This is a genomic window from Bradyrhizobium sp. USDA 4454 (assembly GCF_054822705.1).
Map to the genome: position 1 here is coordinate 3,967,162 of NZ_JBTRCN010000001.1, position 23,770 is coordinate 3,990,931.

Below are 23,770 nucleotides of genomic sequence, written 5' to 3' on the forward strand. Positions count from 1 at the left end.
GCACGTCGGTCGTGGTTAATCTGGTCTAACGTGGCAGCCGGCGCCGAAGGTCAGAGCGCGGCCTTCAACGCAGCAAACCCGCGATCGAGATCGGCCTTGAGGTCGTCGACGTTCTCGAGCCCGATATGCAGCCGCAGCGTCGGTCCGCCCGGCGACCATTTGGTCGCGGTGCGATAGTCGCTGCAGTCGAACGGGATCGCCAGGCTCTCGAAGCCGCCCCAGGAAAATCCCATGCCGAACAGCGTGAGCGTGTTGAGCATGGTATCGACCGCGGTTTGCGGAACGGGCTTCAACACGATGCTGAACAGGCCGGAGGCGCCGGTGAAGTCGCGCTTCCAGATCGCATGGCCGGGATCGGTTTGCAGGGCAGGGTGCAGCACGCGCGCGACCTCGGGCCGCCCGGCCAGCCAGCGGGCCATCTCAAGCCCGGAGCGATGATGCTGCGCCAACCGCACCGACAGCGTGCGCACGCCGCGAAGCGCGAGATAGACGTCGTCGGGGCCGGCGCAGACGCCGAGCAGGCGGATACCCTCGGCAATCAGCGGCCATGCCTTCGCATTGGCCGAGATGGTGCCGAACATGATGTCGGAATGGCCGCCGATATATTTGGTCGCGGCCTGCATACTGATATCGACACCCTGCTCGAGCGAGCGGTGATAGAGCGGTGTCGCCCAGGTGTTGTCGTCGATGACCAGCGCGCCGCGGGCATGGGCCACCGCCGCGATGGCCGGAAGGTCGGGCATCTCGAAGGACTGCGATCCGGGCGCCTCGAGCAGCACGGCGCGGGTGTTCGGCTTGAACAGGGTCTCGATGCCGGCGCCGATCAGCGGGTCGAAATACGTGGTCTCGATCCCGAGCTTGCCCAGCATGCCGTTGCAGACGTTGCGCGTCGGCCGGTAGGCATTGTCGCACACCAGCAGGTGGTCACCGGCCTTCAGCACGGCGAGCAGCGTGGTGCTGATGGCGGCGGCGCCGGACGGTGCGAGCCCGACGCCGGCGCATTGCGGGCCTTCCAGCGCCATCAGCACGTCCTGCAGCGCCCGGGTGGTCGGGGTGCCGTGGCGGCCATAGGTGAATTCGGCGCGATGGGCGTGGAGGTCTTCCGCGGTCGGATAGAGCACCGTCGAGCCGTGAAACACCGGCGGATTGACGAAGCCCCTCTGGGCCTTGGTGTCGCGGCCGGCCGTGACCAGGCGGGTTGCGATGTGTTGCGGGCGGGAGGGCGTGGAGCCGTCTGAGGAGGTCATGGATCGCTGCCGTTGGACTTTAGACTTTAGACTTTTTGCCGCGGCCGCACCGCGTCGGGCGACGGGGCTACGCCGGGAGGTGTTACTAACAGGACGCAGAAGACATGCGTCAACCCCTTGACCCGGCTCGTCAGTCGCTATGTGATGCAGCGCAACTACCAGTCGCCGCACGTTGAGGGGCCTGCCGCGACCTACGATCCATTGCCCGACCGGCTTGCCACAAACTGCCGGTCGGACCGGCATCTTTGCTGCATTGGATCATTGGGATGGCCCGTGAAGCGCGCGAGGCGATCGCAAAGCAAACGTCCAACGGACGACCCTGAAAGGCCCTGCCCATGAAATGCGCATCCCTGGCTGTTTTTCTTGCCGTTGCCGCCGCCGCCCTGTCGGACCAGGCGGCCTCGGCGCAAACCCTCAAGACGGTCAAGGATCGGGGCCAGCTATCCTGCGGCGTCAGCCAGGGCCTGCCGGGCTTCTCGGCGCCGGACGACAAGGGGAACTGGACCGGGATCGACGTCGACGTCTGCCGGGCCATTGCCGCCGTGGTGCTCGACGACCCGACCAAGGTCAAGTTCGTGCCGCTGTCGGCCAAGGATCGCTTCACCGCGCTGCAGTCCGGCGAGATCGACGTGCTGTCGCGCAACACCACCTGGACGGTATCGCGCGACACCTCGCTCGGCGCCAATTTTGCCGGCGTGACCTATTATGACGGGCAGGGCTTCATGGTGAAGAAGTCGCTCAAGGTCAATTCGGCGATGGAATTGAACAGCGCGTCGGTCTGCGTGCAGACCGGCACCACGACCGAGCAGAACCTCGCCGACTTCTTCAAGGGCAACAACATGAAGTACGAGGTGATCGCGTTCGGCAGCATTGACGAGGCCGTCAAGGCCTATGAATCCGGACGCTGCGACGTCTTCACCGACGACGCCTCCGGGCTCTATGCCAGCCGTCTCAAGCTCGCGAACCCCGCCGATCACATCGTGCTGCCGGAAATCATTTCCAAGGAGCCGCTGGGGCCGATGGTGCGCCATGGCGACGACCAGTGGTTCGACATCGTGAAGTGGACGCTGTTTGCGATGATCAATGCCGAGGAACTCGGCATCACCCAGAAGAACGTCGACACGATGCTCAAATCCGACAAGCCGGAGATGAAACGGGTGCTCGGCACCGACGGCAATCTGGGCGAACAGCTCGGCCTCACCAAGGACTGGGTGGTGCGGATCGTGAAGGCTGTCGGCAATTACGGCGAGGCTTTCGAGCGCAATGTCGGCAGCGGCTCGCCGCTCGGCATCGCCCGCGGCGTCAACAATCTCTGGAACAAGGGCGGTATCCAGTACGCGCCGCCGATCCGCTGATCGATCCAGCCGACGGCTGCGGCGATGAGCATCGCGCCCCGCAAACCACCGCTGCAATTGGCCCTCAGGCTGAAGCGTGCGCTTGGCGGCAAGACCGGCTGGAACGGGGTGGCGGCCCAGATTGCCTTCGCCGCGATCCTGGCCTGGATCGCCTATGAGGTCGTCGCCAATGCGCGCACCAATCTGGAGACCCAGCACATTGCATCGGGCTTCGGCTTCCTCAACTACAATGCGGGCTTTGACGTCAATCAGAGTCTGATCGCCTATAACAACTCAGACACTTATTGGCGGGTGTTCTTCGTCGGTCTGTTGAACACGATCCTGGTCTCGGTGATCGGCATTGTCTTTGCCACCGTGATCGGCTTCATCGTCGCGCTGTGCCGGTTGTCACCGAATGGCCTGCTGTCGCGGATCGGCGGCATCTATGTCGAGATCGTCAGGAACCTGCCGCTGCTGTTCCAGATCCTGTTCTGGTACCTCGCCGTGCTCGCAGCGCTGCCGGCGCCGCGGCAGAGCATCTCGATCTTCAGCACGTTCTTCCTCAACAATCGCGGGCTGATCGTGCCCCAGCCGATCAGCCAGCCGGGGCTCTATCCGTTCCTGGTCGCGCTCGCGATCGGCATCGTCGTGGCGATGGGCTTGCGGCACACTGCGCGGCGTGCCCTGTTCCAGCGCGGGCAGATGATCCGGATCTGGCCCTATGAGCTGGCGTGCCTGGTCGGGCTGCCACTGGTCTCGATGCTGGTCTTCGGCTGGCCGTTGAAGTTCGAGCTGCCGCAGCTGAAGGGCTTCAACTTCGCCGGCGGCGCACGGATCATCCCCGAATTCGTCGCGCTGACGGTCGCGTTGTCGACCTACACCGGGGCCTTCATTGCCGAGATCGTCCGCGCCGGTGTCCTGTCGGTGCATAAGGGGCAGATGGAGGCGGGCTCCTCGCTCGGGCTGAGCCGCGCCGCGACGCTGCGGCTGATCGTGGTGCCGCAGGCGATGCGCGTCATCGTACCGCCGCTGACCAGCCAGTACCTCAATCTCACCAAGAATTCGTCGCTGGCGGTCGCGATCGGCTATCCGGATCTGGTCTCGGTGTTCGCCGGCACCGCGGTGAGCCAGACCGGGCAGGCGATCGAGATCATCGCCATGACGATGGGCGTCTACCTGCTGCTCTCGCTGACCACGAGCGCGCTAATGAGCATCTACGACTGGCGGATCAACCGGAGCATGGTGGCATGACGGACATCTCCGCCACGTCCTTTGTCCGGCAGGATCTGGTTGCCGAGCGTGCGGCACCGGCGAAGACCAGCGGCTTGATCGGATTCCTGCGCACGCGGCTGTTGAATTCGCCCGGCAACATCCTGCTGACGATCCTCGGGCTGTTGCTGGCCTGGTACCTGATCATCCCCGCGGTCAAGTTCCTGCTGGTCGACGCGGTCTGGACCGGCAAGGATCGCACCGCCTGCCTGGCCGAACAAGCGGGGCACGAGGTCGGCGCCTGCTGGCCCTACATTCAAGCCAAGCTGACGCAGCTGATCTATGGCTTCTATCCGGAAGCCCAGCGCTGGCGGGTCAACCTGACCTATGGGCTCGGCGCCGCGCTGTTGCTGCCGTTGCTGATGCCGCGCCTGCCGGCCAAGGGCCTGAATTCCGGCCTGTTCTTCTTCGCGCTTCCCGTGGTGGCGTTCTTCCTGCTGCATGGCGGCGGCATTGCTGGCTTCGGCGTGAGCTGGACCGCCGGCTTGTTGCAGCTGTTCGAGCAGAGCATCGGCGGCGCCGGCGATCTCCTGGTCAATCTCAGCAAGGGTTCGGCGATCGCCCCGCTGCTGTGGGTACCGGGCAAGCTGCTCGTGCTGGCCGGCCTAATCATCCATTGGCTGATCTACCCGCTGACCTGGTTGCGCGATCTGTTGCAGGCCTCGTCGCTGCCGGTCTGGAGCGATTTCCTGGTCACCGCCGCGATCGTCACCGCTGTGCTGTTCGTCCTCGGCGGCGGCATGCGGACCGGTGGCAAGGTCCTGATCGGCAGCCTGCTGACGTTCGCCGGGATCGCGGTTGGCATCAGGCTGATGGGGCTCGATCGCGGCGGCTTTCCGATCGTCGACACCCGGCTGTGGGGCGGCCTGCTGGTGACGCTGGTGATCGCGATCACGGGGATCGTCGCCTCGATGCCGATCGGGATTGCGCTCGCGCTCGGCCGTCGCTCCAGCATCCCGCTGATCCGGATCTTCTCGATCGCCTTCATCGAATTCTGGCGCGGCGTGCCGTTGATCACGGTGCTGTTCTTCGCGACCTACATGCTGCCGCTGTTCGTGCCGGGCAATTTCTCGGTCGACGGCCTGTTGCGTGCGCTGATTGGCGTGGCGATCTTTACCGGCGCCTATATGGCCGAGGTGATCAGGGGCGGGTTGGCCGCGGTGGCGCGCGGGCAGGCGGAGGCGGCATCGGCGCTTGGCCTGTCCTGGTGGAAGACGACGTCGCTGATCGTGCTGCCGCAGGCGCTGCGCTACGTCATTCCCGGCATCGTCAACAGCTTCATCTCGCTGTTCAAGGATACCTCGCTGGTGTCGATTGTGGCGCTGTTCGATCTGCTGGGCTCCCTGCGGGCGTCGTTCTCGGACCCGGCCTGGTCGACGCCGACCACGGCCTTCACCGGATTTGCCTTTGCCGGAATGATCTATTTCGTGTTCTGCTTTGGAATGTCGCGTTACGCGCTGTTCGTCGAAACCCGGCTCAATGCCCACCGCCGCCACTGAACAAGGTCATCATGTCCACAACCCCAATCGTCAACATTTCCACGCTCAACAAATGGTACGGCGACTTCCACGTGTTGCGCGACATCAACCTTGAGGTCGGCAAGGGCGAGCGCATCGTAATCTGCGGCCCGTCCGGCTCGGGCAAGTCGACCCTGATCCGCTGCATCAATGCGCTGGAGGAATTCCAGGAAGGCGAGATCACGGTCGACGGCATCGAGCTCGGACCGAATTTGCGCCGGGTCGACGAGGTGCGGCGCGAGGTCGGCATGGTGTTCCAGAGCTTCAACCTGTTTCCGCATCTCACCGTGCTCGACAATTGCACGCTGGCGCCGATCTGGGTGCGCAACGTCCCGAAGAAGGATGCCGAGGCGACCGCGATGAAGTTCCTCGAGCGGGTCAAGATCCCGCATCAGGCCAACAAGTTTCCCGGCCAGATGTCGGGCGGCCAGCAGCAGCGCGTAGCGATCGCCCGCGCGCTGACCATGAACCCGAAGGTGATGCTGTTCGACGAGCCGACCTCGGCGCTCGACCCGGAAATGGTCAAGGAGGTGCTCGACACCATGGTCGATCTCGCCAGGGAAGGCATGACCATGCTGGTCGTCACTCATGAAATGGGTTTTGCCCGTGAGGTCGCCAATCGCGTCGTGTTCATGGACGCCGGCCAGATCATCGAGTCGAACACGCCGCAGGAATTCTTCGCCAACCCGCAGCATGCGCGGTCAAAGCTGTTCTTGAGCCAGATCTTGCGGTGATCTTCGTCGTCATTCCCGGACGGTCCGAAGGACCAGACCTCAGATGCGCAATTGCGCATCGGGGAATCTCGAGATTCCGGTTCGATGCTTCGCATCGCCCCGGAATGACGCTGCACCCTATACGAACGGCAGCTCGATCTTGGTGCGCTTCTCGAGCCACTCCGGCACCGGCAGGTTCTTCGAGCGCATGAACTCCGGATTGAACAGCTTGGAGAGATAGCGGCTGCCGGAATCGGCAAGGATCGTGACGATGGTCTTGCCGGGCCCGAGCTGCTTGGCGAGCTGGATCGCGCCGGCGATGTTGACGCCGGTCGAGCCGCCGAGGCAGAGGCCCTCGTGCTCGAGCAATTCATAGATCACCGTCACGGCGTCCGTGTCGGAGACCAGAAACGCGGTGTCGACCTTGGCGGTCTCGACCACCGGGGTGACGCGGCCGAGCCCGATGCCTTCGGTGATCGAATTGCCCGGCGTCATCTTGGGTTCGCCGTGCTTGAACAATTCATACATCGCAAAGCCGTGCGGATCGGCACAGGCGGTGACGATGTCCTTGTTCTTCTCCTTCAGGTAGCGGCTGATGCCGGCAAGCGTGCCGCCGGTGCCGACCGAGCAGATGAAGCCGTCGATCTGGCCGTTGGTCTGCTGCCAGATCTCCGGGCCGGTCGAGTCGTAATGTGCCTTGGGATTGTCGAGGTTGTTCCACTGGTCGGCGAACAGCACGCCATTCGGTTCGGTCTTGCGAAGCTGGTCGGCGAGACGCTTGCCGAGATGCTGATAGTTGTTCGGATTGGAGAATGGCAGCGCCGGTGCCTCGACCAGCTCGGCGCCGCACAGCCGCAGGAAGTCCTTTTTCTCCTGGCTTTGGGTCTCCGGGATCACGATCAGGGTGCGATAGCCCAGCGCGCTGGCGACGACCGCAAGGCCAATGCCGGTATTGCCGGCGGTCGACTCGACCACGAGGCCGCCCGGCTTCAGGACGCCGCGTTTCTCGGCCTCCAGGATCATCCATTTGCCGGCGCGGTCCTTGACCGACTGGCCCGGATTCATGAATTCGGCCTTGCCGAGAATGGTGCAGCCGGTCAGCTCGGATGCGCGTTTCAGCTTGATGAGCGGGGTGTTGCCGATCGCTTCAATGACGTCTTTGTTGAATGCCATGTCGGGGAATTTCTTTGCCGGTCTGTGTCTTGCTTGCCGCGAACCTAGTGTGCTGACCGAAAAAGGGAAGGGCTTTCGCACTGCGGCAAATGGTGGGTTCAACACGCTTTGGCCAATGCGCGCGGATCGCACGCGCATCGCGAGAACCGCGTTTTGCGCCGCGTCACTCACCTGGCAGAATCGCTCTGCGCCGGACGGTTTGGCATCAGATGCGCGCGGCAGGCCGGTTCGAGACCCTCCGGCGCGGTGCGCGGCATCGCTAGGATCGCCGCGGCTGTGGCCAGGTTGCGGATTCGAGGCAACAGGGGCTGAGAAATCCCCATGAAATCTTGGTAACAATGGCAACTTCCGCCAAGCGCTGAAATACGCGGAAATGCCTTAAAAAATAGGGAGAAGCGGATATCCAGGATGGCCACGAATCGCAGGGGATGCGACGTCGCGCAATCCTGACAGGGCTGTCCGCCCCATCATCCCAAGGGTAGGATGGACAAGCAGGTTCCATTGAAAGCATTGTCCCGTGAACGTCACCCAGACCATCGCTGAAAGCGTCATTCGTGCGCCACAGGCGACGTCTGGCCGCGGCGGAGAACGGGTGTGACCCAGCCCGCGTCCGCGATGGTGCCTGGAGGCCAATTCGGCCTCGCTGTCCGCCTGCGACGGCTCGCGGGACGCTCGCTGGTCGCGCTCGGCCTGGTCGCGGGCTCCGCCGGCTGCATCCTGACCCAGGACATCCCCGATCCGGCGCTCGACGTGCCGCAAGGCTACAAGGCCGCGCGCCTGAGCCGGCCGGGCGAGGCGCTTCCGACGCTCGACTGGTGGCGGGGCTTCCGCTCCAAGGAGCTGACGCAGCTGATGGAGGAGGCGCAGACCGTCAACCTCGACATCGCCGCTGCCGTGGCGCGCTTCCGCCAGGCCGATGCGCTGGCGCGGCAGGCTGGCGCGGCGCTGCTGCCGGCCGTCAATCTCAATGGCTCGGAGACCTATTCGCGCACCTCCGGCTCCAGCGCCAGCGGCCTCACCAATGGCGGGCGCGAGGTGGTGAACTACAACGCCTCGCTGAGCGCCAGCTATCAGCTCGACTTCTGGGGCCAGAACCGCGACGCCGCGCAGGCGGCGGAGGAAACTGCAGTCGCCGACCGCTTTGACCGCGAGGTGGTGGCGCTGACTACACTTACAAGTGTCGCCAACGCCTATTTCACGGTTCTCGCCAGCCAGGACCGGTTGCGCACCGCGCAGCGCAACATCGCCAGCGCCGAGCGCATCCTCAATGCGATCCGGGAGCGCTTCAAGGCCGGCACCGGCTCCGATCTCGACGTCGCGCAGCAGGAAACCGTGCTCGCCAATCAGCGCGCGCTGGTGCCGCCGCTGCGGCAGACGCTCGACCAGAATATCAACGCGCTCGCGGTGCTGGTGTCGCGGCCGCCCGAGAGCGTGCGCGTCGCCGGCGGCTCGCTCAACTCCGTCGCGATCCCGCGCGTGACGCCGGGACTGCCATCGGAATTGCTGACCCAGCGTCCTGATATCCGCCGGCAGGAGGCGCAGCTTGCGTCCGCGACGGCCAATGTCGGCAGTGCGCGGGCGCAGTTCTTTCCGAGCATCCAACTGACCGGGACGGGCGGCTACCAGAGTCAGGCGCTGGTCTCGCTGTTCCAGCCGCATGCGGCCTTCTTCAACCTGGTCGGCAGCATGACCCAGCCGATCTTCGACGGCGGCCGGATCCTCGGTAATTTCGAAAACGCAAAGGCGCGGCAGGACGAACTGCTGCAGACCTACCGCAAGACCGTCGTGCAATCGTTCACCGATGTGGACAATGCGCTGGTCGCGATCCGCGAGACCACACGGCGGCTGCAATTGCAGCGCGACGTGCTGTCGTCGTCGCGGCGCGCCTTTGACCTCGCCGAGCAGCAGCTGAAGGCCGGCACCGCCGACATCGTAACTGTGCTAAACACGCAGCTGACCTTGTTCCAGGCGGAAGATGCCTATTCGCAGGCCCAATTGGCCCGGCTTTTGGCGATCGTGAGTCTGTATCAGGCCTTGGGGGGCGGCTGGGAACCGAAAATGGAAAGACCGGTCGATGCTCTTTAAGCCCGACTCCAAGGAAAACGGCAAGGACGACGAGAAGAGCACCGCACCGCGCAAGCGGAGCCTGGTCTCCCGCTTGCTCGGGCGCATGGTGTCGCTGCTCATCACGCTCGTGATCCTGGGCGGGCTCGGCTATCTCGGCTGGCTCGCGTTCCAGCCCAAGCAGGGCGCAGGGGGCGGGCGCGGTGCAGGCGCGCGGCCCGATTTACCGGTGCCGGTGCTTGCGGCCACGCCGCAGGTGCATGACGTACCGGTCTATCTCGACGGCGTTGGTTCGGTGAAGGCGCTCAACACCGTCACCGTGCGCTCGCAGGTCGACGGCAAGCTACTCAAGGTGAATTTCGTCGAGGGCCAGGACGTCAAGAAGGACGACGTGCTGGGCGAGATCGATCCCGCGATCTATCAGGCGCAGTACGACCAGGCCGTCGCCAAGAAGGCGCAGGACGTCGCGCTGCTCACCAACCAGAAGCTCGACCTCGCCCGTTATGAACAGCTGGCGTCGACCAATGCCGGCTCCAAGCAGCAGGCCGACACGCAGCGCGCGCTGGTCGCGCAGCAGGAGGCGCTGATCAAGGCCGATCAGGCCGCGATCGACAATGCGGCCGCGACGCTGAGCTACACCAAGATCGTGGCGCCGATCGCGGGCCGCGCCGGCTTGCGCCAGGTCGACCAGGGCAACATCATCCATGCCTCTGACACCACCGGGCTCGTGATCCTGACCCAGCTGCAGCCGATCGCGGTGTGGTTCAGCCTGCCGCAGCAGCAGATCATGCGCGTCAACGCCGCCGCCGCGAAGGGCCAGCTTGCGGTCGACGTGTTCGGCAATGACGGCGTCACCGTGATCGACACCGGCAAGCTCACCGGCATCGACAACCAGGTCGATCCGACGACCGGCACGCTAAAGCTGAAGGCTGAACTGCCGAATGCCAACTACCAGCTCTGGCCCGGCCAGTTCGTCAACGTCCGCCTCAAGGTCGAGACCTTGGCCCAGGCGATCGTGGTGCCGACCTCGGCCGTGCAGCGCGGTCCCGCCGGCACCTTCAGCTACGTGATCGGCGAGGACAACGTCGTCACGGCCAAGCCGGTCACAGTCACCCAGCAGAACGAGCATGAGGCCGTCATCGCCAGCGGCCTGACCACGTCGGATCGCGTCGTGACCACGGGCTTTGCCAATCTCTCCGATGGCGCAAAGGTCGTGGTCGGCAAGGACGACGGGCCGCCGGCCGCCGATCTCGCGCCGCGCAAGCGCAGCCGCAATCCCGATGGCAAGCGCGGCGGGGCGCAGGGCGACGGCCCAAGCAAGGACGGCAAGCAGGACGGGCAGGGCAAGAACGGCGAGCACCGCGGCCGGCGCGAGCACAGCGACGGCGATCAGAAGGGGCAGACCGGCCCGGCACCGGCGGCAGGGGGCGAACAATCGGGCGGCGCGCCAAAGGCGCAGCCATGACCGGCATCCTGACCTCGTGATGTCTGATCTATCAGCGAGCGCGCAACCATGAGCGTCTCCGAACCGTTCATCCGCCGGCCGATCGCCACCTCGCTGCTCGGCATCGCGCTAATGATCGGCGGTGCGCTGGGCTATTGGGCGCTGCCGGTCTCGGCGTTGCCGCAGGTCGATTTCCCGACCGTGCAGGTGACGACGCAATTGCCGGGCGCGAGCCCCGACGTGGTGGCCTCCCTGATCACGGCGCCGCTGGAGCGGCAGCTCGGCCAGATCCCGTCGCTGTCGTCGATGAACTCGACGAGCTCGTTCGGTGTCAGCCAGATCTCGCTGCAGTTCGACCTCAACCGCGACATCGACGGCGCCACGCAGGACGTGCAGGCCGCGATCAATGCCGCGGCCGGTATCCTGCCGAAGACGCTGCCGTACCCGCCGGTCTACGCCAAGGTGAACCCGGCGGACGCGCCTGTCATGACCCTGGCGCTGACCTCGGACACGATCTCGCTGCGGGCGATGAGCGATCTCGCCGATACGATCCTGGGCCAACGGCTGAGCCAGATTTCCGGCGTCGGCCGGGTCTCGATCCTCGGCGGCCTGAAGCCTGCGGTGCGCGTGCAGGCCGATCTGGCGCGGCTTGCGGCCTACGGCATCGCGATGGAGGATCTGCGCAACGCAATCGCCGGCGCCAACGTGTCGGGGCCGAAGGGCTCGCTCGACGGCGCCCAGCAATCCTACACCATCGCCGCCAACGACCAGATCGCCGCCGCCGACGCCTACCGGCCGATCATCATCGCCTATCGCAACGGCTCGCCGGTCACGATCGGCGACGTCGCCCAGATTGTCGACGGGCTCGAGAACGACCGCACTGGCGGTTGGTACCAGGGCACGCCGGCCGTCATCATCGACATCCAGCGCCAGCCCGGCGCCAACGTCATCGACGTGGTCAAGCAGATTCGCGACGAAATCCCGCGGCTGCAGCGCGCGGTGCCGGCCGGCGTCAAGCTGACCGTGGTCTCCGACCGCACCGTGACGATCCGCGCCTCTGTCCACGACGTGCAGTTCACGCTGATCCTGAGCGTCGTGCTGGTGACACTGGTGGTGCTCTTGTTCCTGCGGTCGCTGCGCGCGACCCTGATCGCCGGCGTCGCGCTGCCACTGTCGCTGATCACGAGCTTCGGCATCATGTATTTCGCCGGCTTCAGCCTCGACAATCTGTCGCTGATGGCGCTGACCATCGGAACCGGCTTCGTGGTCGACGACGCCATCGTCATGATCGAGAACATCGTCCGCCACATGGAAGACGGCGAGACGGTGATGGAGGCGTCGCTGAGGGGGGCCAGCGAGATCGGCTTCACCGTGATCTCACTGACGGTCTCGCTGATCGCCGTGTTCATCCCGCTGCTGTTCATGTCCGGGCTGGTCGGCCGCATGTTCCGCGAATTCGCGCTGACCTTGACGATCGCGGTCGTGACCTCGGCGATCGTCTCGCTGACGCTGACGCCGATGATGTGCTCGCGGCTGCTCAAGAACATCCATGAGGAGATGGCGGTGCCGGGCCTCGCCGCGGTCAGCCGCTTCATCGACCGCATGGTCGAGTTCTATCATCGCACGCTGCTCTGGGTGCTGCAGCGCCAGCGCGCGACACTGCTGGTAACGTTCGCGACCATCGCGCTGACGCTCGTCATGTACGTGCTGGCGCCGAAGGGTTTCCTGCCGTTGCAGGACACCTCCTCGATCACGGCGGTAACCGAGGCGGGGCCTGACGTTTCCTTCGCCGAGATGCAGCGGCGGCAGAGCGCGGTCTCCGCGCTCATCAAAGCCGATCCTGATGTGGTCGGCGTGGTCTCGGTGATCGGATCCGGCTCGGTCAATCCGACCACCAATGTCGGCCGCCTTGTCATGACCTTGAAGCCGCTCGACGAGCGGCGCGACGGCGTCGTCAAGGTGATCGAGCGGCTCAAGCAGAAGGTCGCGACGGTACCCGGCATGACCGTCTACTTCCAGCCGGTGCAGGACGTGCAGATCTCGACCCAGTCGAGCCGTTCGCAATACCAGTATACGCTGACCGCGACCGATGCCGCCGAAGTCTCGCAATGGGCGCAGAAGCTGGTCGCCGAGATGCGTCGCGACCCGATCTTTCGCGACGTCTCGTCGGAAGCGCAGGACGGCGGCCTGCGCGCCGCGCTCGACGTCAACCGCCAGCGCGCCGGCCAGCTCGGCGTCAATCTGCAGGGCGTCACCGACACGCTGAACGATGCCTTTGCGCAGCGGCAGATCTCGACGATCTACGGCCAGGCCAACCAGTACCGCGTGGTGCTGGAGGCGCTGCCGATGTACCAGCGCGACCCGTCGATCCTCGACAAGCTGTATCTGCCGGGTACCAACGGCGCGCAGGTGCCGCTGTCGGCGGTGGCGACGCTAGTCCGCACCACGGCGCCGCTTGCGATCTCGCACCAGGCGCAATTCCCGTCGGTCTCGCTCAGCTTCAACCTGGCGCCGGGCGAGGCGCTTGGCGATGCCGTGGTGGCGGTTAAGGCGATCGAGACCAGGATCGGAATGCCCGGCAGCATCGCCGGGATCTATTCCGGCGACGCCGCCGAATTCGCCCGCTCGCTGGCCGGCCAGCCCTGGCTGATCCTGGCCGCGATCATCACGATCTACATCGTGCTCGGCGTGCTCTACGAGAGCTACATCCACCCGATCACGATCCTGTCGACGCTGCCCTCGGCCGGCGTCGGCGCCATCCTCGCCTTGATGCTGTGCGGGCAGGACCTCTCGGTGATCGGCCTGATCGGCATCATCCTATTGATGGGCATCGTCAAGAAGAACGCCATCATGATGATCGACTTCGCGCTGGAGGCCGAGCGGCACCAGGGCATGTCGTCCTATGACGCCATCGTGCAGGCCTGCCTGCTGCGCTTCCGGCCGATCATGATGACCACGCTGGCGGCGCTGTTCGGCGCGCTGCCGCTCGCGATCGAAAGCGGCACCGGCGCCGAGCTGCGCTTTCCGCTCGGCATCTCGATCATCGGCGGTCTGCTGCTGAGCCAGCTGCTGACGCTCTACACCACGCCCGTGATCTATCTCGCGCTCGACCGGCTCAATCGCCGGATCGAGCGGGCGGTACCGGAGCCGGGCCGGGGCGGCCCGCCGATCGCCGGAGCCACCGAGGGCATGCAGTGATCTCGATCTCGGAGCCCTTCATCCGCCGGCCGGTCGGCACCACCTTACTGGCTATCGGGCTGTTCTTGGTCGGGATCGTCGCCTACGAGTTCCTGCCGGTGTCCTCGGTGCCGAATGTCGACTTCCCGACCATCCGGGTGTCGGCGTCGCGGCCGGGCGCCGATCCCTCTGTGATGGCCGCGACCGTCGCCGCACCGCTGGAGCGCAAGCTCGGTACCATCTCGGGCGTCGACCAGATCACCTCGACGAGCTCGCTCGGCACCACCAGCATCCAGGTGCAGTTCTCGATCGGGCGCGACATCGACCGCGCCGCGCGCGACGTGCAGGCCGCGATCAACGCCTCGCTCGCCGATTTGCCGAGCGACCTGCCGTCGCTGCCCAAGTTCCGCAAGGCCAATCCGGCCGCGGCGCCGGTGTTCGTGCTGGCGCTGACCTCGAAAACGATCTCGACCAGCGCGATCTACGACGTCGCCGACACCGTGCTGGCGCAACGCATCTCGCAAGTGCCTGGGGTCGGGGAGGTCACCGTCAGCGGCGCCGACCAGCCGGCGGTTCGGATCGCGCTCAATCCGGTGTCGCTGGCAAACGCCGGGATCGCGACCGACGATGTCCGGACCGCGATCATCAATGCCAATCCGCTCGGTCCCGTCGGCATCTTCAACGGCGACCGGCTGAGCGAGACGCTCTCGATCAACAAGCAGATGCGCACGGCGGCCGAGTTCCGCGACATCGTCATCAAGAGCGCGAGCGGCAGTTTTTTGCGGCTCTCTGATGTCGCCGAGGTCGAGGATTCCGTCCGCAACTCGCGTTCGATCGCCTGGTTCAACAAGCAGCCGGCGGTGCTGATCCAGATCACCAAGCAGGGCGACGCCAACGTCATCGATACCGTCGACAGCGTTCGCAGGCTGCTGCCGGAACTGAAGAAGTGGATTCCGGCCGGCGTCGAGATCTCGACCCTGGTCGATCGCACCGGAACGATCCGCGCCAGCGTCGAGGACATGCAGTTCACGCTGCTGGCGACCGCGGTGCTTGTGATGGTCGTGGTCTTCGTGTTCCTGCGCCGGATCGTGCCGACGATTGCCGCCGGCGTCTCGGTGCCGCTGGCGCTGGCCGGCACCTGCGCCGGGATGTGGCTCGCCGGCTTCTCGATCGACAATCTGTCGCTGATGGCGCTCGCGATCTCGGTCGGCTTCGTGGTCGACGACGCCATCGTGATGATCGAGAACATGTACCGCAATCTCGAGCAGGGCATGGCGCCGTATCCGGCTGCGGTCGAGGGCGCCAAGCAGATCGGCTTCACGGTGCTGTCGATCTCGCTGTCGCTGATCGCGGCCTTCACCCCGCTGATCTTCATGGACGGGATCGTCGGCCGGCTGCTGCGCGAGTTCTCGCTGACCCTGACGTTCGCCATCATCGTGTCGACCCTGGTCTCGGTGACGATCACCCCGATGATCTGCGCGCACTACATCAAGGAGGCGAGCTCGGATCGCGCTACCTGGTACGACCGCGCCATCGAGGGCACCCTGTCGCGGGTCGTGGCATTCTATGCATCGACCCTGCGGACCGTGCTCGGCTATCCGTTCCTGACCCTGGTGGTGTTCTTCGCCACCGTCGCGCTGACGGTGACGCTCTACATCAAGACGCCGAAGGGCTATTTCCCGACCGACGACAGCGGCTTTGTGATCGGCTCGACGCGGGCGTCGGCCGATATCTCGTTCCAGGCGATGCTCCAGTTGCAGCAGCGGCTCGCCGACATCGTGATGGCCGACCCCGCGGTCGCCGGCATCGGATCGTCGGTCGGCTCCGGCGGCGGCCCAGGCGGCGCCACTTCCAACCGCGGCACCATGTTCATCAGCCTGAAGCCGCCGGAGGAGCGGGGAGGCCTATCGACCGCGCAGGTCATCGACCGGCTGCGCCGCAACCTGTTCATGGTACCGGGCATCCGCCTGTTCATGTTCGCCGCCCAGGACATCCGCACCGGCGGCCGCCAAAGCGATTCCGACTACCAGTATACGCTCGCCTCGACCGATCTCGATCTGTTGCAGAAATGGGCGCCGCTGGTCGCCAAGCGGATGGAGACCGTGGACGGCATCACCGACGTGTCCTCCGACCGCGATCCCGGCGGCCTGCAGCTCAACCTGGTGATCGATCGCAAGACCGCCTCCAGCCTCGGCGTCCGCGTGCAGGATATCGACAACGCGCTCAACAACGCGTTCTCGCAGCGGCAGATCTCCTACATCTACACCCAGCGCAACCAGTACGTCGTGGTGCTCGAGATCGATCCGAAATTCCAGAGCGATCCGTCGAACCTCGAACGCATCTATGTCGCCGGCGCCAATGACGTGCAGGTGCCGCTGTCGGCGCTGGTGCACTACCAGCGCGGACTGTCGGCGCTCGCGGTCTTCCACTCCGGCGGCTTCCCCTCGACCACGGTGTCGTTCAACCTGCTGCCCGACGTGCCGCTCGAGGTCGCGACCACCAACATCCAGCAGGCGGTCAACGAGCTGCACATGCCGGAGGGCATTCGCGGCAGCTTCGATGGCAATGCCGGCGATTTCAACAAGACCAGCGGACGGCAGCCGCTGCTCATCCTCGGCGCGCTGGTCGCGATGTATATCGTGCTCGGCGTGCTCTATGAGAGCCTGGCGCATCCGATCACGATCATCTCGACCCTGCCGTCGGCCGGCCTCGGCGCCCTGCTGGCGCTGCAGGTGACCAACACGCCGCTGACCGTGATCGCCTTCGTCGGCATCATCCTGTTGATCGGCATCGTCAAGAAGAACGGCATCATGATGGTCGACTTCGCGCTCGACGCCGAGCGGCATCAGGGCCTGTCGTCGCGGGATGCGATCTTCGAAGCCTGCCGGGCCCGCTTCCGTCCGATCCTCATGACGACCATGGCCGCGCTGTTCGCCGGCATCCCCCTGGTCATTGCGACCGGCCCGGGCACCGAGCTGCGCCGGCCGCTCGGCATCACCATCATCGGTGGCCTGTTCGTGTCGCAGATCCTGACGCTCTACACCACGCCGGTGATCTATCTCTTGATCGACCGGCTGCGCCAGCGCCGCGAGCCATCGGGCGTGCACGCGCCGGCGGAATAGGTTGAATTGTGCAGCTCCGCGCGCGTATAGCGGAGCGATGTCCGACCCGACCGAAGTCAAGACCGACGTTACTGCCGAGATCGAGGAGTGCCTGCATTGCGGCAAGCCGCTGCCGCTCTGCATCTGCGACAGCATCACGCCGATCGAGAGCCGCATCCAGCTGCTGATCCTGATCCATCCGCAGGAGCAGGACCGGGCGCTCGGCACCGCGCGGCTGTTGGCGCGGCATTTCGACAACGCCGTGGTGCGGATCGGGCTGTCCTGGCCGAGCCTCGCCAAGGCGCTCGGCCGGCCGGTGCCCGATCCGTCGCGCTGGGCGGTGCTCTATCTGGGCTCGGCCAAGGTCGAGGACCTCGAGACCGACGCCGAGATCGTCGCGATCAACCGCAAGGGCGAACTGGAGCCGCACCAGCGCGCCATCCTGTCCGACATCGAGGGGGTCGTGCTGCTTGACGGTACCTGGAGCCAGGCCAAGGCGCTGTGGTGGCGCAATGCCTGGATGCTGAAGTGCCAGCGGGTGATTCTCGGGCCGAAACGGCCCTCGCGCTACGGCAAGCTGCGTCGGGAACCGCGGCGCGACGGCCTGTCCACCATCGAAGCGGCCGCCATCCTGCTGGCCGGGCTGCAAAAGCGACCCGATATCGCTGCAACGTTAACTGATAGTTTCGAGCGGATGCTGGCGAGATTCCGCGAAGTCCAGGCCAAAATGCCGGAATTGGCGCCAAAACCCAGGAAACGGGACTATCGGAAGCGCCGGCGATAGCTATTGGGCTTGGTTGCCTATCTGAGAGAGGGCGTATATGAAGTGCGCCGCAAGGGGCCACGTGGCGGAGTGGTTACGCAACGGTCTGCAAAACCGTGTACACCAGTTCAATTCTGGTCGTGGCCTCCACTCATCTCATCAATGGCTTGCAGCCGATAAATGAGAAGCCGCTTTAGCTTGCGGCATACCAACCTTCAGGAAACGGAATCAGCGGCCACGGCGCCTGGTTGTCATTGGCAGCACGCGGTGGCGGCTGAATACGGGGCGAGGGCTGAGCCACGAAATCCTCCTGGGCAATGGGCGCGATTGCCGTACGCACGGCGTCCAGCAGCAGATCAAATTCGACTTCGCTCATCGCGCTCTCCGAGGTTCGAGAGCGCAATGGTCGCAAAACTGTCTTCGGTCCGGATTGAGCGAATCGTTCGAATTTTATGAAAAGAACGATGGTGCCCGGCTTGGTTAATGAATCACTGATTGCCCCTCCCGCGGGGGGAACCTAGGTCGGCATGGCCGCACCTCGTGTGAGACAAATCACATGTTTCGAAAAACTCTTCCGGAATCTCCGGCAGTATTCATAGCCGTTAAATATCGCAGGAATTTTAGGGAGACGTGACAGCGCGGGCAAGCTGGCCGTTGGTCGCGTGTCGCGGTGCGTGAGCAACCGCGCGATCCCAAGAATGGCAAGAGATCGGCGAAGGATTCGGCGGCCGTCACGAATGAATCTTGAGCAGGTCTGCCCAATTCTCAGGCCCGGCTGATCCAATTTTTTGTACGTCCCGGGACAAGCTTTCCCGGCATCGTTCCCAGTAGCCTTTCCGTCGAGTTTTGGGACATGGCCTCGCCATGACAAATTCGAAGGAGCTGGCAATATGCAAAATTGGCTTTGTGGGAATGGATGGCGCGCGTCGCGTTCAGTGTGCCTGGCGATATTGAGCGCCGTTGCCGCCGCCGGGCTTTTAGCGCCGGTCGGCGCCCAGGCTGCGCCTGCCGAATGCGCCGCGTTGCAGGCGAAATACCCGGACTGGAAGGGCAAGACGCTGGTCAACGCCATCAACCCGCACACCCCGGGTTATGAAGCGATCGATCCGAAGGATCCCAGCAAATATGTCGGCTTCGACATCGATCTCGGCGAAGAGATCGGCGAGTGTCTCGGCTTCAAGCTCACCTACAAGGCGGTGACGTTCGCGGCGCTGCTCACCACGTTGGCGAGCGGGCAAGCCGACATCGTCATTTCCGACATCTACGCCACCGAAGAGCGGGCCAAGGCGGCCGACTTCATCACCTATTCGAAGGTGTTCGATGGTGTGCTGGTCGCCAAGGGCAACCCCAAGGGCATCAACGGCATCAATCTGTCGCTGTGCGGCGCCGCAGCCGCCGAGAACACGGGCTTCGTCGAGGTGCCGTTGGTGCAGGCGCTGATTCCGCAATGCAAGGCCGCCGGCAAGCCGGAGCCCACGCTGCAGCTCTACGACAACAACGCGAACTGTATCCAGGCTATCCTGGCGGGGCGCGCCGACACCTACGTCAACGACGTCAACACGGTCGACAATGCCGTGAAGGCCTATCCCGACAAGCTCGAAAAGGCGGTTGCGGTCACCATTCCGTATTCGGTCGGCATCGCCGTGCCGAAGGACAAGCCCAAGTTCCGGGAAGCCGTGATGGCTGCACTGACCGAAATCCACAAATCCGGCGATCAGCTCGCGCTGCTGAAGAAGTGGGATCTCGACCCCAATAATCTGAAGGAGCCGGGACTGCTGACCGTCAACTGATCCTGATGTCGCTGTTCCTCCATTATCTCAGCCTGCCGTATCTGCTCGAGGGCATCGAGATCACCCTCCAGGTGACCGCCCTCGGGCTCGGCGGCGGGCTGCTGCTGGGGTTGATCCTCGCCTCGATGCAGCTCAGCCGGTTCGGGCTGCTGGCGGGGTTGGCGCGCGGCTACACCGTGATCTTCCGCGGCACGCCGCTGATCCTGCAGATGGTGTTTGCCTACGACGCGCTGCCGCATATCGGCATCAAGCTGCCGGCCATCCTCGCGGCTGGTCTGGCGCTCGCCTGCAACGAAGCGCCCTTCATTGCCGAGATGCTGCGCGCGGGTGTGCTCGGCGTCGATCGCGGGCAACTCGCCGCCGGGCAGGCGCTTGGTATGACGCCGTCCGTGCTGCTGCGGCGGGTGATTGCCCCCCAGGCGATCCGGACCATGATCCCGGCGTTCGGCAACGAGGCCGTCAGCGCCTTGAAGAATTCGTCGCTCGCCTCGGTGATCGCCGTGCAGGAATTGACGCTCCGAAGCACCCAGCTTGCATCCTCCACCTTCGATTTCTTCTCGATCTTTTTTGCCTCCGGCCTGCTGTATCTGGTGCTGACGGGCGCCGTCAGCATGATCCAGCTCGTGCTGGAACGGATGCTCGATCTCGACCGGCGCCAGCGCGGGCTTGCGGATCTCCTGCCGTGGCGTCGCGGCGATCCTGAAACTGTGCTCGGGCTGGTCGAAAAGGCCGCGCCCGGCGTCGAGGTCGCGGTGCAGCCCGCTGACATCCCGCCACCGGCTCCGCGCGTTCTGTCGACGGAGGCGCGCGCCAGGCGGGCCGCGGCCATTGCGCGCAACAACGTTGCGGTCGAGGTCAGGGATTTGCGCAAGACCTATGGCGCGCAGGCCGTGCTCAACGGCGTCGACATGACGGTGCGCGTCGGCGAGGTCGTGGCGCTGCTCGGACCCAGCGGCTCCGGAAAGAGCACGCTGCTTCGCTGCATCAATCATCTGGAGGATTGGGACGCCGGCACCGTTCGGGTCGGCGGCCGCCGTCTCGGCTTCTCCGAACACGGCAAGGTGTTGTCGCCGCGCGCAATTGCGAATGAGCGCGCCAGCGTCGGCGTCGGGATGGTGTTCCAGCAGTTCAACCTGTTCAGCCACCTGACGGCGAAGGAGAACATCGCGGGGCCGCTGCGCTGGGTACACGGGATGACGCGGGTCGATGCCGACCGCCGGGCGCGCGAGCTGCTCGATCGCGTCGGCCTCAGCCATCGCGCCGATGCGCTGCCGCGCCATCTGTCCGGCGGCCAGCAGCAGCGGGTGGCGATCGCACGCGCGCTGGCGCCAAATCCGAGCGTGCTGCTGCTCGACGAACCGACGTCGGCGCTCGACCCCGAGCTCGTCAACGAGGTGCTCGAAGTGATCCGGCGGCTGGCGGTCGACGAGGGCCTGACGATGATCATCTCGACCCACCAGATCCGTTTCGCCGACGAGGTGGCCGACCGCGTCGCCTTCCTCAATGGCGGCGTCATCCTCGAAGAGGGACCGGCGCACGAGGTGCTCTCCAACCCGCGCAACCCCGTCACGGCGCGCTTCCTCAACGTGATGGACGCCGAGAAAACGCTGGAGACCGTGCGATGAACGTGATCGGCGATCAGAGGATCCTCCGACCCATCGAAGAGGCACTTGCATGAGGCACTTCAATCTGCCGGTTTCGCCGGCGACCGTTCACTGGGGCTATTTCAGCAAGAAGGTTGCGCCCGCGCTCACGCTGCGTTCGGGCGATCGCGCCACGATCGAAACCCTGACCCATCACGCCAACGACGACTACGAGCGGATGATCGCGAACGATCCGGGCGCCGAAAGCGTGTTTCACTGGACGCGCGAGCACAAGGCCGTGGCGCGCCGTGGCTCGGGCCCGACCGAGGGGCCGTTCATCCGAGGCTCCGGCGAGGGCCTCGGCGTTCATCTGCTGACGGGTCCGGTCGCGGTCGAGAATGCCGAGCCGGGCGATGTCCTTGAAGTGCGTATCCTGGACATCAAGCCACGGCCGAGTTGCAGCGCCTGCCACGCCGGCCGGTGCTTCGGCTCCAACGTCGCAGCCAATTGGGGGTTTCATTATCATGACCTGATCGAGGAGCCGAAGCCGCGCGAGGTCATCACCATCTTCGAGCTCGACACCTCGGGCGAGCCGTTCGCCAAGGCGGTCTACAACTACGTCTGGACGCCGCAAACCGATCCCGACGGCACCCTTCATCCGACCATCGATTATCCCGGCGTGCGGGTCGATCACGGCACCATCCGCAAGCGCGAGAACATCCTGACCGGCGTCAAGGTGCCGGCGCGGCTGCATTTCGGCACCATGGGGCTGGCGCCGTCGGAAGCCGATTTCGTCAGCTCGATCCCGCCGAGCTACACCGGCGGCAATATCGACGACTGGCGGATCGGGAAGGGCGCGCGGATGTACTATCCCGTCGCCGTGCCCGGGGCATTCTTCTCGGTCGGCGATCCCCATGCTGCCCAGGGCGACAGCGAGCTCGGCGGCACCGCGATCGAGACCTCGCTGACCGGCGACTTCGAATTCATCCTGCACAAGAAGAGCGATCTCGGCGGCACCGCGCTGGAAGGGTTGACCCACCCGATGCTCGAAACCGAGCAGGCCTGGTCGGTCTACGGCTTCACCTATCCGAACTACCTCGCCGAGCTCGGCGCCAACGCCCAGACCGAGATCGCCAGCCATTCCAGCCTCGACCGCGCGATGCGCGACGCATTCCGCAAGCTGCGCCGGTTCCTGATGACAGTGCATCGGCTGAGCGAGGACGAGGCGATCTCGCTGATGTCGGTGGGCGCCGATTTCGGCGTCACCCAGGTCGTCGATGCCAATTGGGGCGTCCACGGCACCATCCGGAAGAACGTGTTCAGGTGCGATTAGAGCATGATCCGGAAAAGTGGAAACCGGTTTTCCGAAAAGATCATGCTCAAACAAAGAGATGAGATGAAGCGATTCCGTGGAGACGCATGATGATCTAGCAGGCGCAACTGGCACGCAGGTTGCTTCGATCGACCCCGATTGGGTCGATGCGATGAGCTTCCGTCCGTTCACGAGCGAATCCTATGCGCAAGACGACCGGCCCGAGGCGTGGCGGGACGTGCTGGGCGTCGTTGGCTTGCGGCCGGACCCCGCCAAGCCTCCCTATGATGGCCATGCAACCGCCTCGCATCGCAGCGCTCCCGGGATCGCACTGACCCGGATCGCGGCGGGGGCGCAGACGGTTGCGCCATTGCCGCAGGGCGCCGAGGGCCTCCCGGTTGCGCTGCTGCCGATCGATGACGGCGTAATGCTACGACATGGCGCCAGCCATCAGATCGTGCCGGTTGGGCACTTGCTGCTGTTGCCGAGGAGCGGGGATTGCAGCGTCGTGTTCCAGCGCGACATGCGGGCGATCGTGCTGTCGGTGACGGCGGACGCGCTGCACGGCCGGATTCCCGGCAAGCTGCGGCTGGGCGAGGCGCGCGTGGTGGCGCCGGGCGGTCTGGCCGATGTCTTTTCCCGCATGCTGGATGCGACCGCGCGGACGCTGGAGACGCTGGACGACAGCGCATGGATGACGGTGGCGCAGGCCATGGCCGATCTCCTGCTCACCATTGCGCATCAGTTCGCGGGGGCGGCCCCGGATGCCCGCCATACCGCATCGCAGGCTGCGACCCTGCACCGGATCTGCCAGGCGATCGAGCGACGGCTCGACGATCCCGACCTTGCGCCTGCGAGCGTCGCGCAGGCCGAAGGGATTTCCGAACGTTATCTGCAGAAGCTGTTCGAGGGGGTCGGCGACAATTTCACGCACTATGTCCGCGAGCGCCGGCTGCAGCGTGCGTGGGCCGACCTGTCCAATCCGAGCGAGGCACATCGCTCGATCTCCGAGATCGCCTATCGCTTCGGCTTCAGCGATTCCGCTCATTTCAGCCGCGTCTTCCGCCATCGCTTCGGTCTGCCGCCGCGCGAATTCCGCCAGCAGGAGGCCGAACGCGCGGCCCCCGCGTCGATCGGCCAGCGCGGCTGGCCGCAGGATGCACTGGCGCAGTTGCGCACGCATCAGCCGGTGGCGATCTCACCGAAAGCCGCGGCAATGTCGCGCGACGATGGCCGCGCGGTTCGTGGTGCGGTCCATGGTGTGGTTCATAGTGTTCTTGGCG

The 23,770-nt window shown here is 65.1% G+C and carries 15 protein-coding genes, 1 tRNA gene and 1 pseudogene; 14 read left to right on the forward strand and 3 right to left on the reverse strand.

The window, feature by feature from the left end:
* Positions 1-50 precede the first annotated feature (50 nt).
* A complete protein-coding gene (gene metC / locus ACVIW0_RS18605) occupies positions 51-1,247 on the reverse strand; it encodes a cystathionine beta-lyase (protein WP_461353631.1) in 1,197 nt (398 codons plus the stop codon).
* 335 nt (positions 1,248-1,582) lie between these two features.
* Between metC and ACVIW0_RS18610 the strand changes: the two genes are divergently transcribed.
* Genes ACVIW0_RS18610 through ACVIW0_RS18625 form a run of 4 tightly spaced genes read left to right on the forward strand, consistent with a single transcriptional unit; the run spans position 1,583 to position 6,101 of the window.
* A complete protein-coding gene (locus ACVIW0_RS18610; RefSeq protein WP_461353632.1) occupies positions 1,583-2,602 on the forward strand; it encodes an amino acid ABC transporter substrate-binding protein in 1,020 nt (339 codons plus the stop codon).
* Between the two features lie 24 nt (positions 2,603-2,626).
* Positions 2,627-3,832, forward strand: a complete 1,206-nt coding sequence (locus tag ACVIW0_RS18615) for an amino acid ABC transporter permease (RefSeq protein ID WP_461353633.1) — start codon at positions 2,627-2,629, stop codon at positions 3,830-3,832.
* A complete protein-coding gene (locus tag ACVIW0_RS18620) occupies positions 3,829-5,349 on the forward strand; it encodes an amino acid ABC transporter permease (protein ID WP_461353634.1) in 1,521 nt (506 codons plus the stop codon). Before ACVIW0_RS18615 ends, ACVIW0_RS18620 begins: the two co-directional genes overlap by 4 nt.
* Before the next feature lie 11 nt (positions 5,350-5,360).
* A complete protein-coding gene (locus tag ACVIW0_RS18625) occupies positions 5,361-6,101 on the forward strand; it encodes an amino acid ABC transporter ATP-binding protein (protein ID WP_461353635.1) in 741 nt (246 codons plus the stop codon).
* Positions 6,102-6,218: 117 nt separating this feature from the next.
* On the opposite strand, the gene ACVIW0_RS18630 is transcribed toward ACVIW0_RS18625, so the two are convergent.
* Positions 6,219-7,253 (reverse strand): cysteine synthase A, encoded by a 1,035-nt coding sequence (locus tag ACVIW0_RS18630; protein ID WP_461353636.1) that lies wholly within the window; start codon positions 7,251-7,253, stop codon positions 6,219-6,221.
* 615 nt (positions 7,254-7,868) lie between these two features.
* On the opposite strand from ACVIW0_RS18630, the gene ACVIW0_RS18635 reads away from it, so the two are divergent.
* The 6 genes from ACVIW0_RS18635 to ACVIW0_RS18660 all read left to right on the forward strand — a co-directional run bounded on the left by ACVIW0_RS18635 (position 7,869) and on the right by ACVIW0_RS18660 (position 17,952).
* Positions 7,869-9,338, forward strand: a complete 1,470-nt coding sequence (locus ACVIW0_RS18635) for an efflux transporter outer membrane subunit (RefSeq protein WP_461357365.1) — start codon at positions 7,869-7,871, stop codon at positions 9,336-9,338.
* Entirely contained in the window at positions 9,328-10,782 is a 1,455-nt protein-coding gene (locus ACVIW0_RS18640; protein ID WP_461353637.1) for an efflux RND transporter periplasmic adaptor subunit, read from the forward strand. The genes ACVIW0_RS18635 and ACVIW0_RS18640 overlap by 11 nt, the downstream gene beginning before the upstream one ends.
* 48 nt (positions 10,783-10,830) lie before the next feature.
* On the forward strand, positions 10,831-13,959 hold the full coding sequence (locus tag ACVIW0_RS18645) for an efflux RND transporter permease subunit (RefSeq protein WP_461353638.1): 3,129 nt from the start codon (positions 10,831-10,833) through the stop codon (positions 13,957-13,959).
* Entirely contained in the window at positions 13,956-17,060 is a 3,105-nt protein-coding gene (locus tag ACVIW0_RS18650) for an efflux RND transporter permease subunit (RefSeq protein WP_461353639.1), read from the forward strand. The genes ACVIW0_RS18645 and ACVIW0_RS18650 overlap by 4 nt, the downstream gene beginning before the upstream one ends.
* A gap of 37 nt (positions 17,061-17,097) precedes the next feature.
* Positions 17,098-17,823, forward strand: coding sequence for a tRNA-uridine aminocarboxypropyltransferase (locus tag ACVIW0_RS18655; protein ID WP_461353640.1), 726 nt, complete (start codon positions 17,098-17,100; stop codon positions 17,821-17,823).
* A 55-nt stretch (positions 17,824-17,878) separates the two neighbouring features.
* Positions 17,879-17,952, forward strand: a tRNA-Cys gene (locus tag ACVIW0_RS18660).
* A 43-nt stretch (positions 17,953-17,995) separates the two neighbouring features.
* On the opposite strand, the gene ACVIW0_RS18665 is transcribed toward ACVIW0_RS18660, so the two are convergent.
* Positions 17,996-18,178 (reverse strand): hypothetical protein, encoded by a 183-nt coding sequence (locus ACVIW0_RS18665; protein WP_024584196.1) that lies wholly within the window; start codon positions 18,176-18,178, stop codon positions 17,996-17,998.
* A 514-nt stretch (positions 18,179-18,692) separates the two neighbouring features.
* Between ACVIW0_RS18665 and ACVIW0_RS18670 the strand changes: the two genes are divergently transcribed.
* The 4 genes and pseudogenes from ACVIW0_RS18670 to ACVIW0_RS18685 all read left to right on the forward strand — a co-directional run.
* Complete coding sequence (locus tag ACVIW0_RS18670) at positions 18,693-19,592, forward strand: ABC transporter substrate-binding protein (RefSeq protein ID WP_461353641.1); 900 nt, start codon at positions 18,693-18,695, stop codon at positions 19,590-19,592.
* Between the two features lie 5 nt (positions 19,593-19,597).
* Positions 19,598-21,217 (forward strand): amino acid ABC transporter permease/ATP-binding protein, encoded by a 1,620-nt coding sequence (locus ACVIW0_RS18675; protein ID WP_461353642.1) that lies wholly within the window; start codon positions 19,598-19,600, stop codon positions 21,215-21,217.
* Between the two features lie 49 nt (positions 21,218-21,266).
* Positions 21,267-22,508: an acetamidase/formamidase family protein gene (locus tag ACVIW0_RS18680; RefSeq protein ID WP_461353643.1), complete on the forward strand. Its 1,242-nt coding sequence runs from the start codon at positions 21,267-21,269 to the stop codon at positions 22,506-22,508.
* A gap of 151 nt (positions 22,509-22,659) precedes the next feature.
* Positions 22,660-23,673 (forward strand): annotated as a pseudogene (locus tag ACVIW0_RS18685) (helix-turn-helix domain-containing protein); the annotation flags it as partial.
* Between the last annotated feature and the right edge of the window lie 97 nt (positions 23,674-23,770).

What these genes read in the sequence shown, in the direction of transcription:
- metC (WP_461353631.1), bottom strand. Translation starts at nt 1,247, where the DNA reads ATGACCTCCTCAGACGGCTCCACGCCCTCCCGCCCGCAACACATCGCA.
- ACVIW0_RS18610 (WP_461353632.1), top strand. Translation starts at nt 1,583, where the DNA reads ATGAAATGCGCATCCCTGGCTGTTTTTCTTGCCGTTGCCGCCGCCGCC.
- ACVIW0_RS18615 (WP_461353633.1), top strand. Translation starts at nt 2,627, where the DNA reads ATGAGCATCGCGCCCCGCAAACCACCGCTGCAATTGGCCCTCAGGCTG.
- ACVIW0_RS18620 (WP_461353634.1), top strand. Translation starts at nt 3,829, where the DNA reads ATGACGGACATCTCCGCCACGTCCTTTGTCCGGCAGGATCTGGTTGCC.
- ACVIW0_RS18625 (WP_461353635.1), top strand. Translation starts at nt 5,361, where the DNA reads ATGTCCACAACCCCAATCGTCAACATTTCCACGCTCAACAAATGGTAC.
- ACVIW0_RS18630 (WP_461353636.1), bottom strand. Translation starts at nt 7,253, where the DNA reads ATGGCATTCAACAAAGACGTCATTGAAGCGATCGGCAACACCCCGCTC.
- ACVIW0_RS18635 (WP_461357365.1), top strand. Translation starts at nt 7,869, where the DNA reads ATGGTGCCTGGAGGCCAATTCGGCCTCGCTGTCCGCCTGCGACGGCTC.
- ACVIW0_RS18640 (WP_461353637.1), top strand. Translation starts at nt 9,328, where the DNA reads ATGCTCTTTAAGCCCGACTCCAAGGAAAACGGCAAGGACGACGAGAAG.
- ACVIW0_RS18645 (WP_461353638.1), top strand. Translation starts at nt 10,831, where the DNA reads ATGAGCGTCTCCGAACCGTTCATCCGCCGGCCGATCGCCACCTCGCTG.
- ACVIW0_RS18655 (WP_461353640.1), top strand. Translation starts at nt 17,098, where the DNA reads ATGTCCGACCCGACCGAAGTCAAGACCGACGTTACTGCCGAGATCGAG.
- ACVIW0_RS18665 (WP_024584196.1), bottom strand. Translation starts at nt 18,178, where the DNA reads ATGAGCGAAGTCGAATTTGATCTGCTGCTGGACGCCGTGCGTACGGCA.
- ACVIW0_RS18670 (WP_461353641.1), top strand. Translation starts at nt 18,693, where the DNA reads ATGCAAAATTGGCTTTGTGGGAATGGATGGCGCGCGTCGCGTTCAGTG.
- ACVIW0_RS18675 (WP_461353642.1), top strand. Translation starts at nt 19,598, where the DNA reads ATGTCGCTGTTCCTCCATTATCTCAGCCTGCCGTATCTGCTCGAGGGC.
- ACVIW0_RS18680 (WP_461353643.1), top strand. Translation starts at nt 21,267, where the DNA reads ATGAGGCACTTCAATCTGCCGGTTTCGCCGGCGACCGTTCACTGGGGC.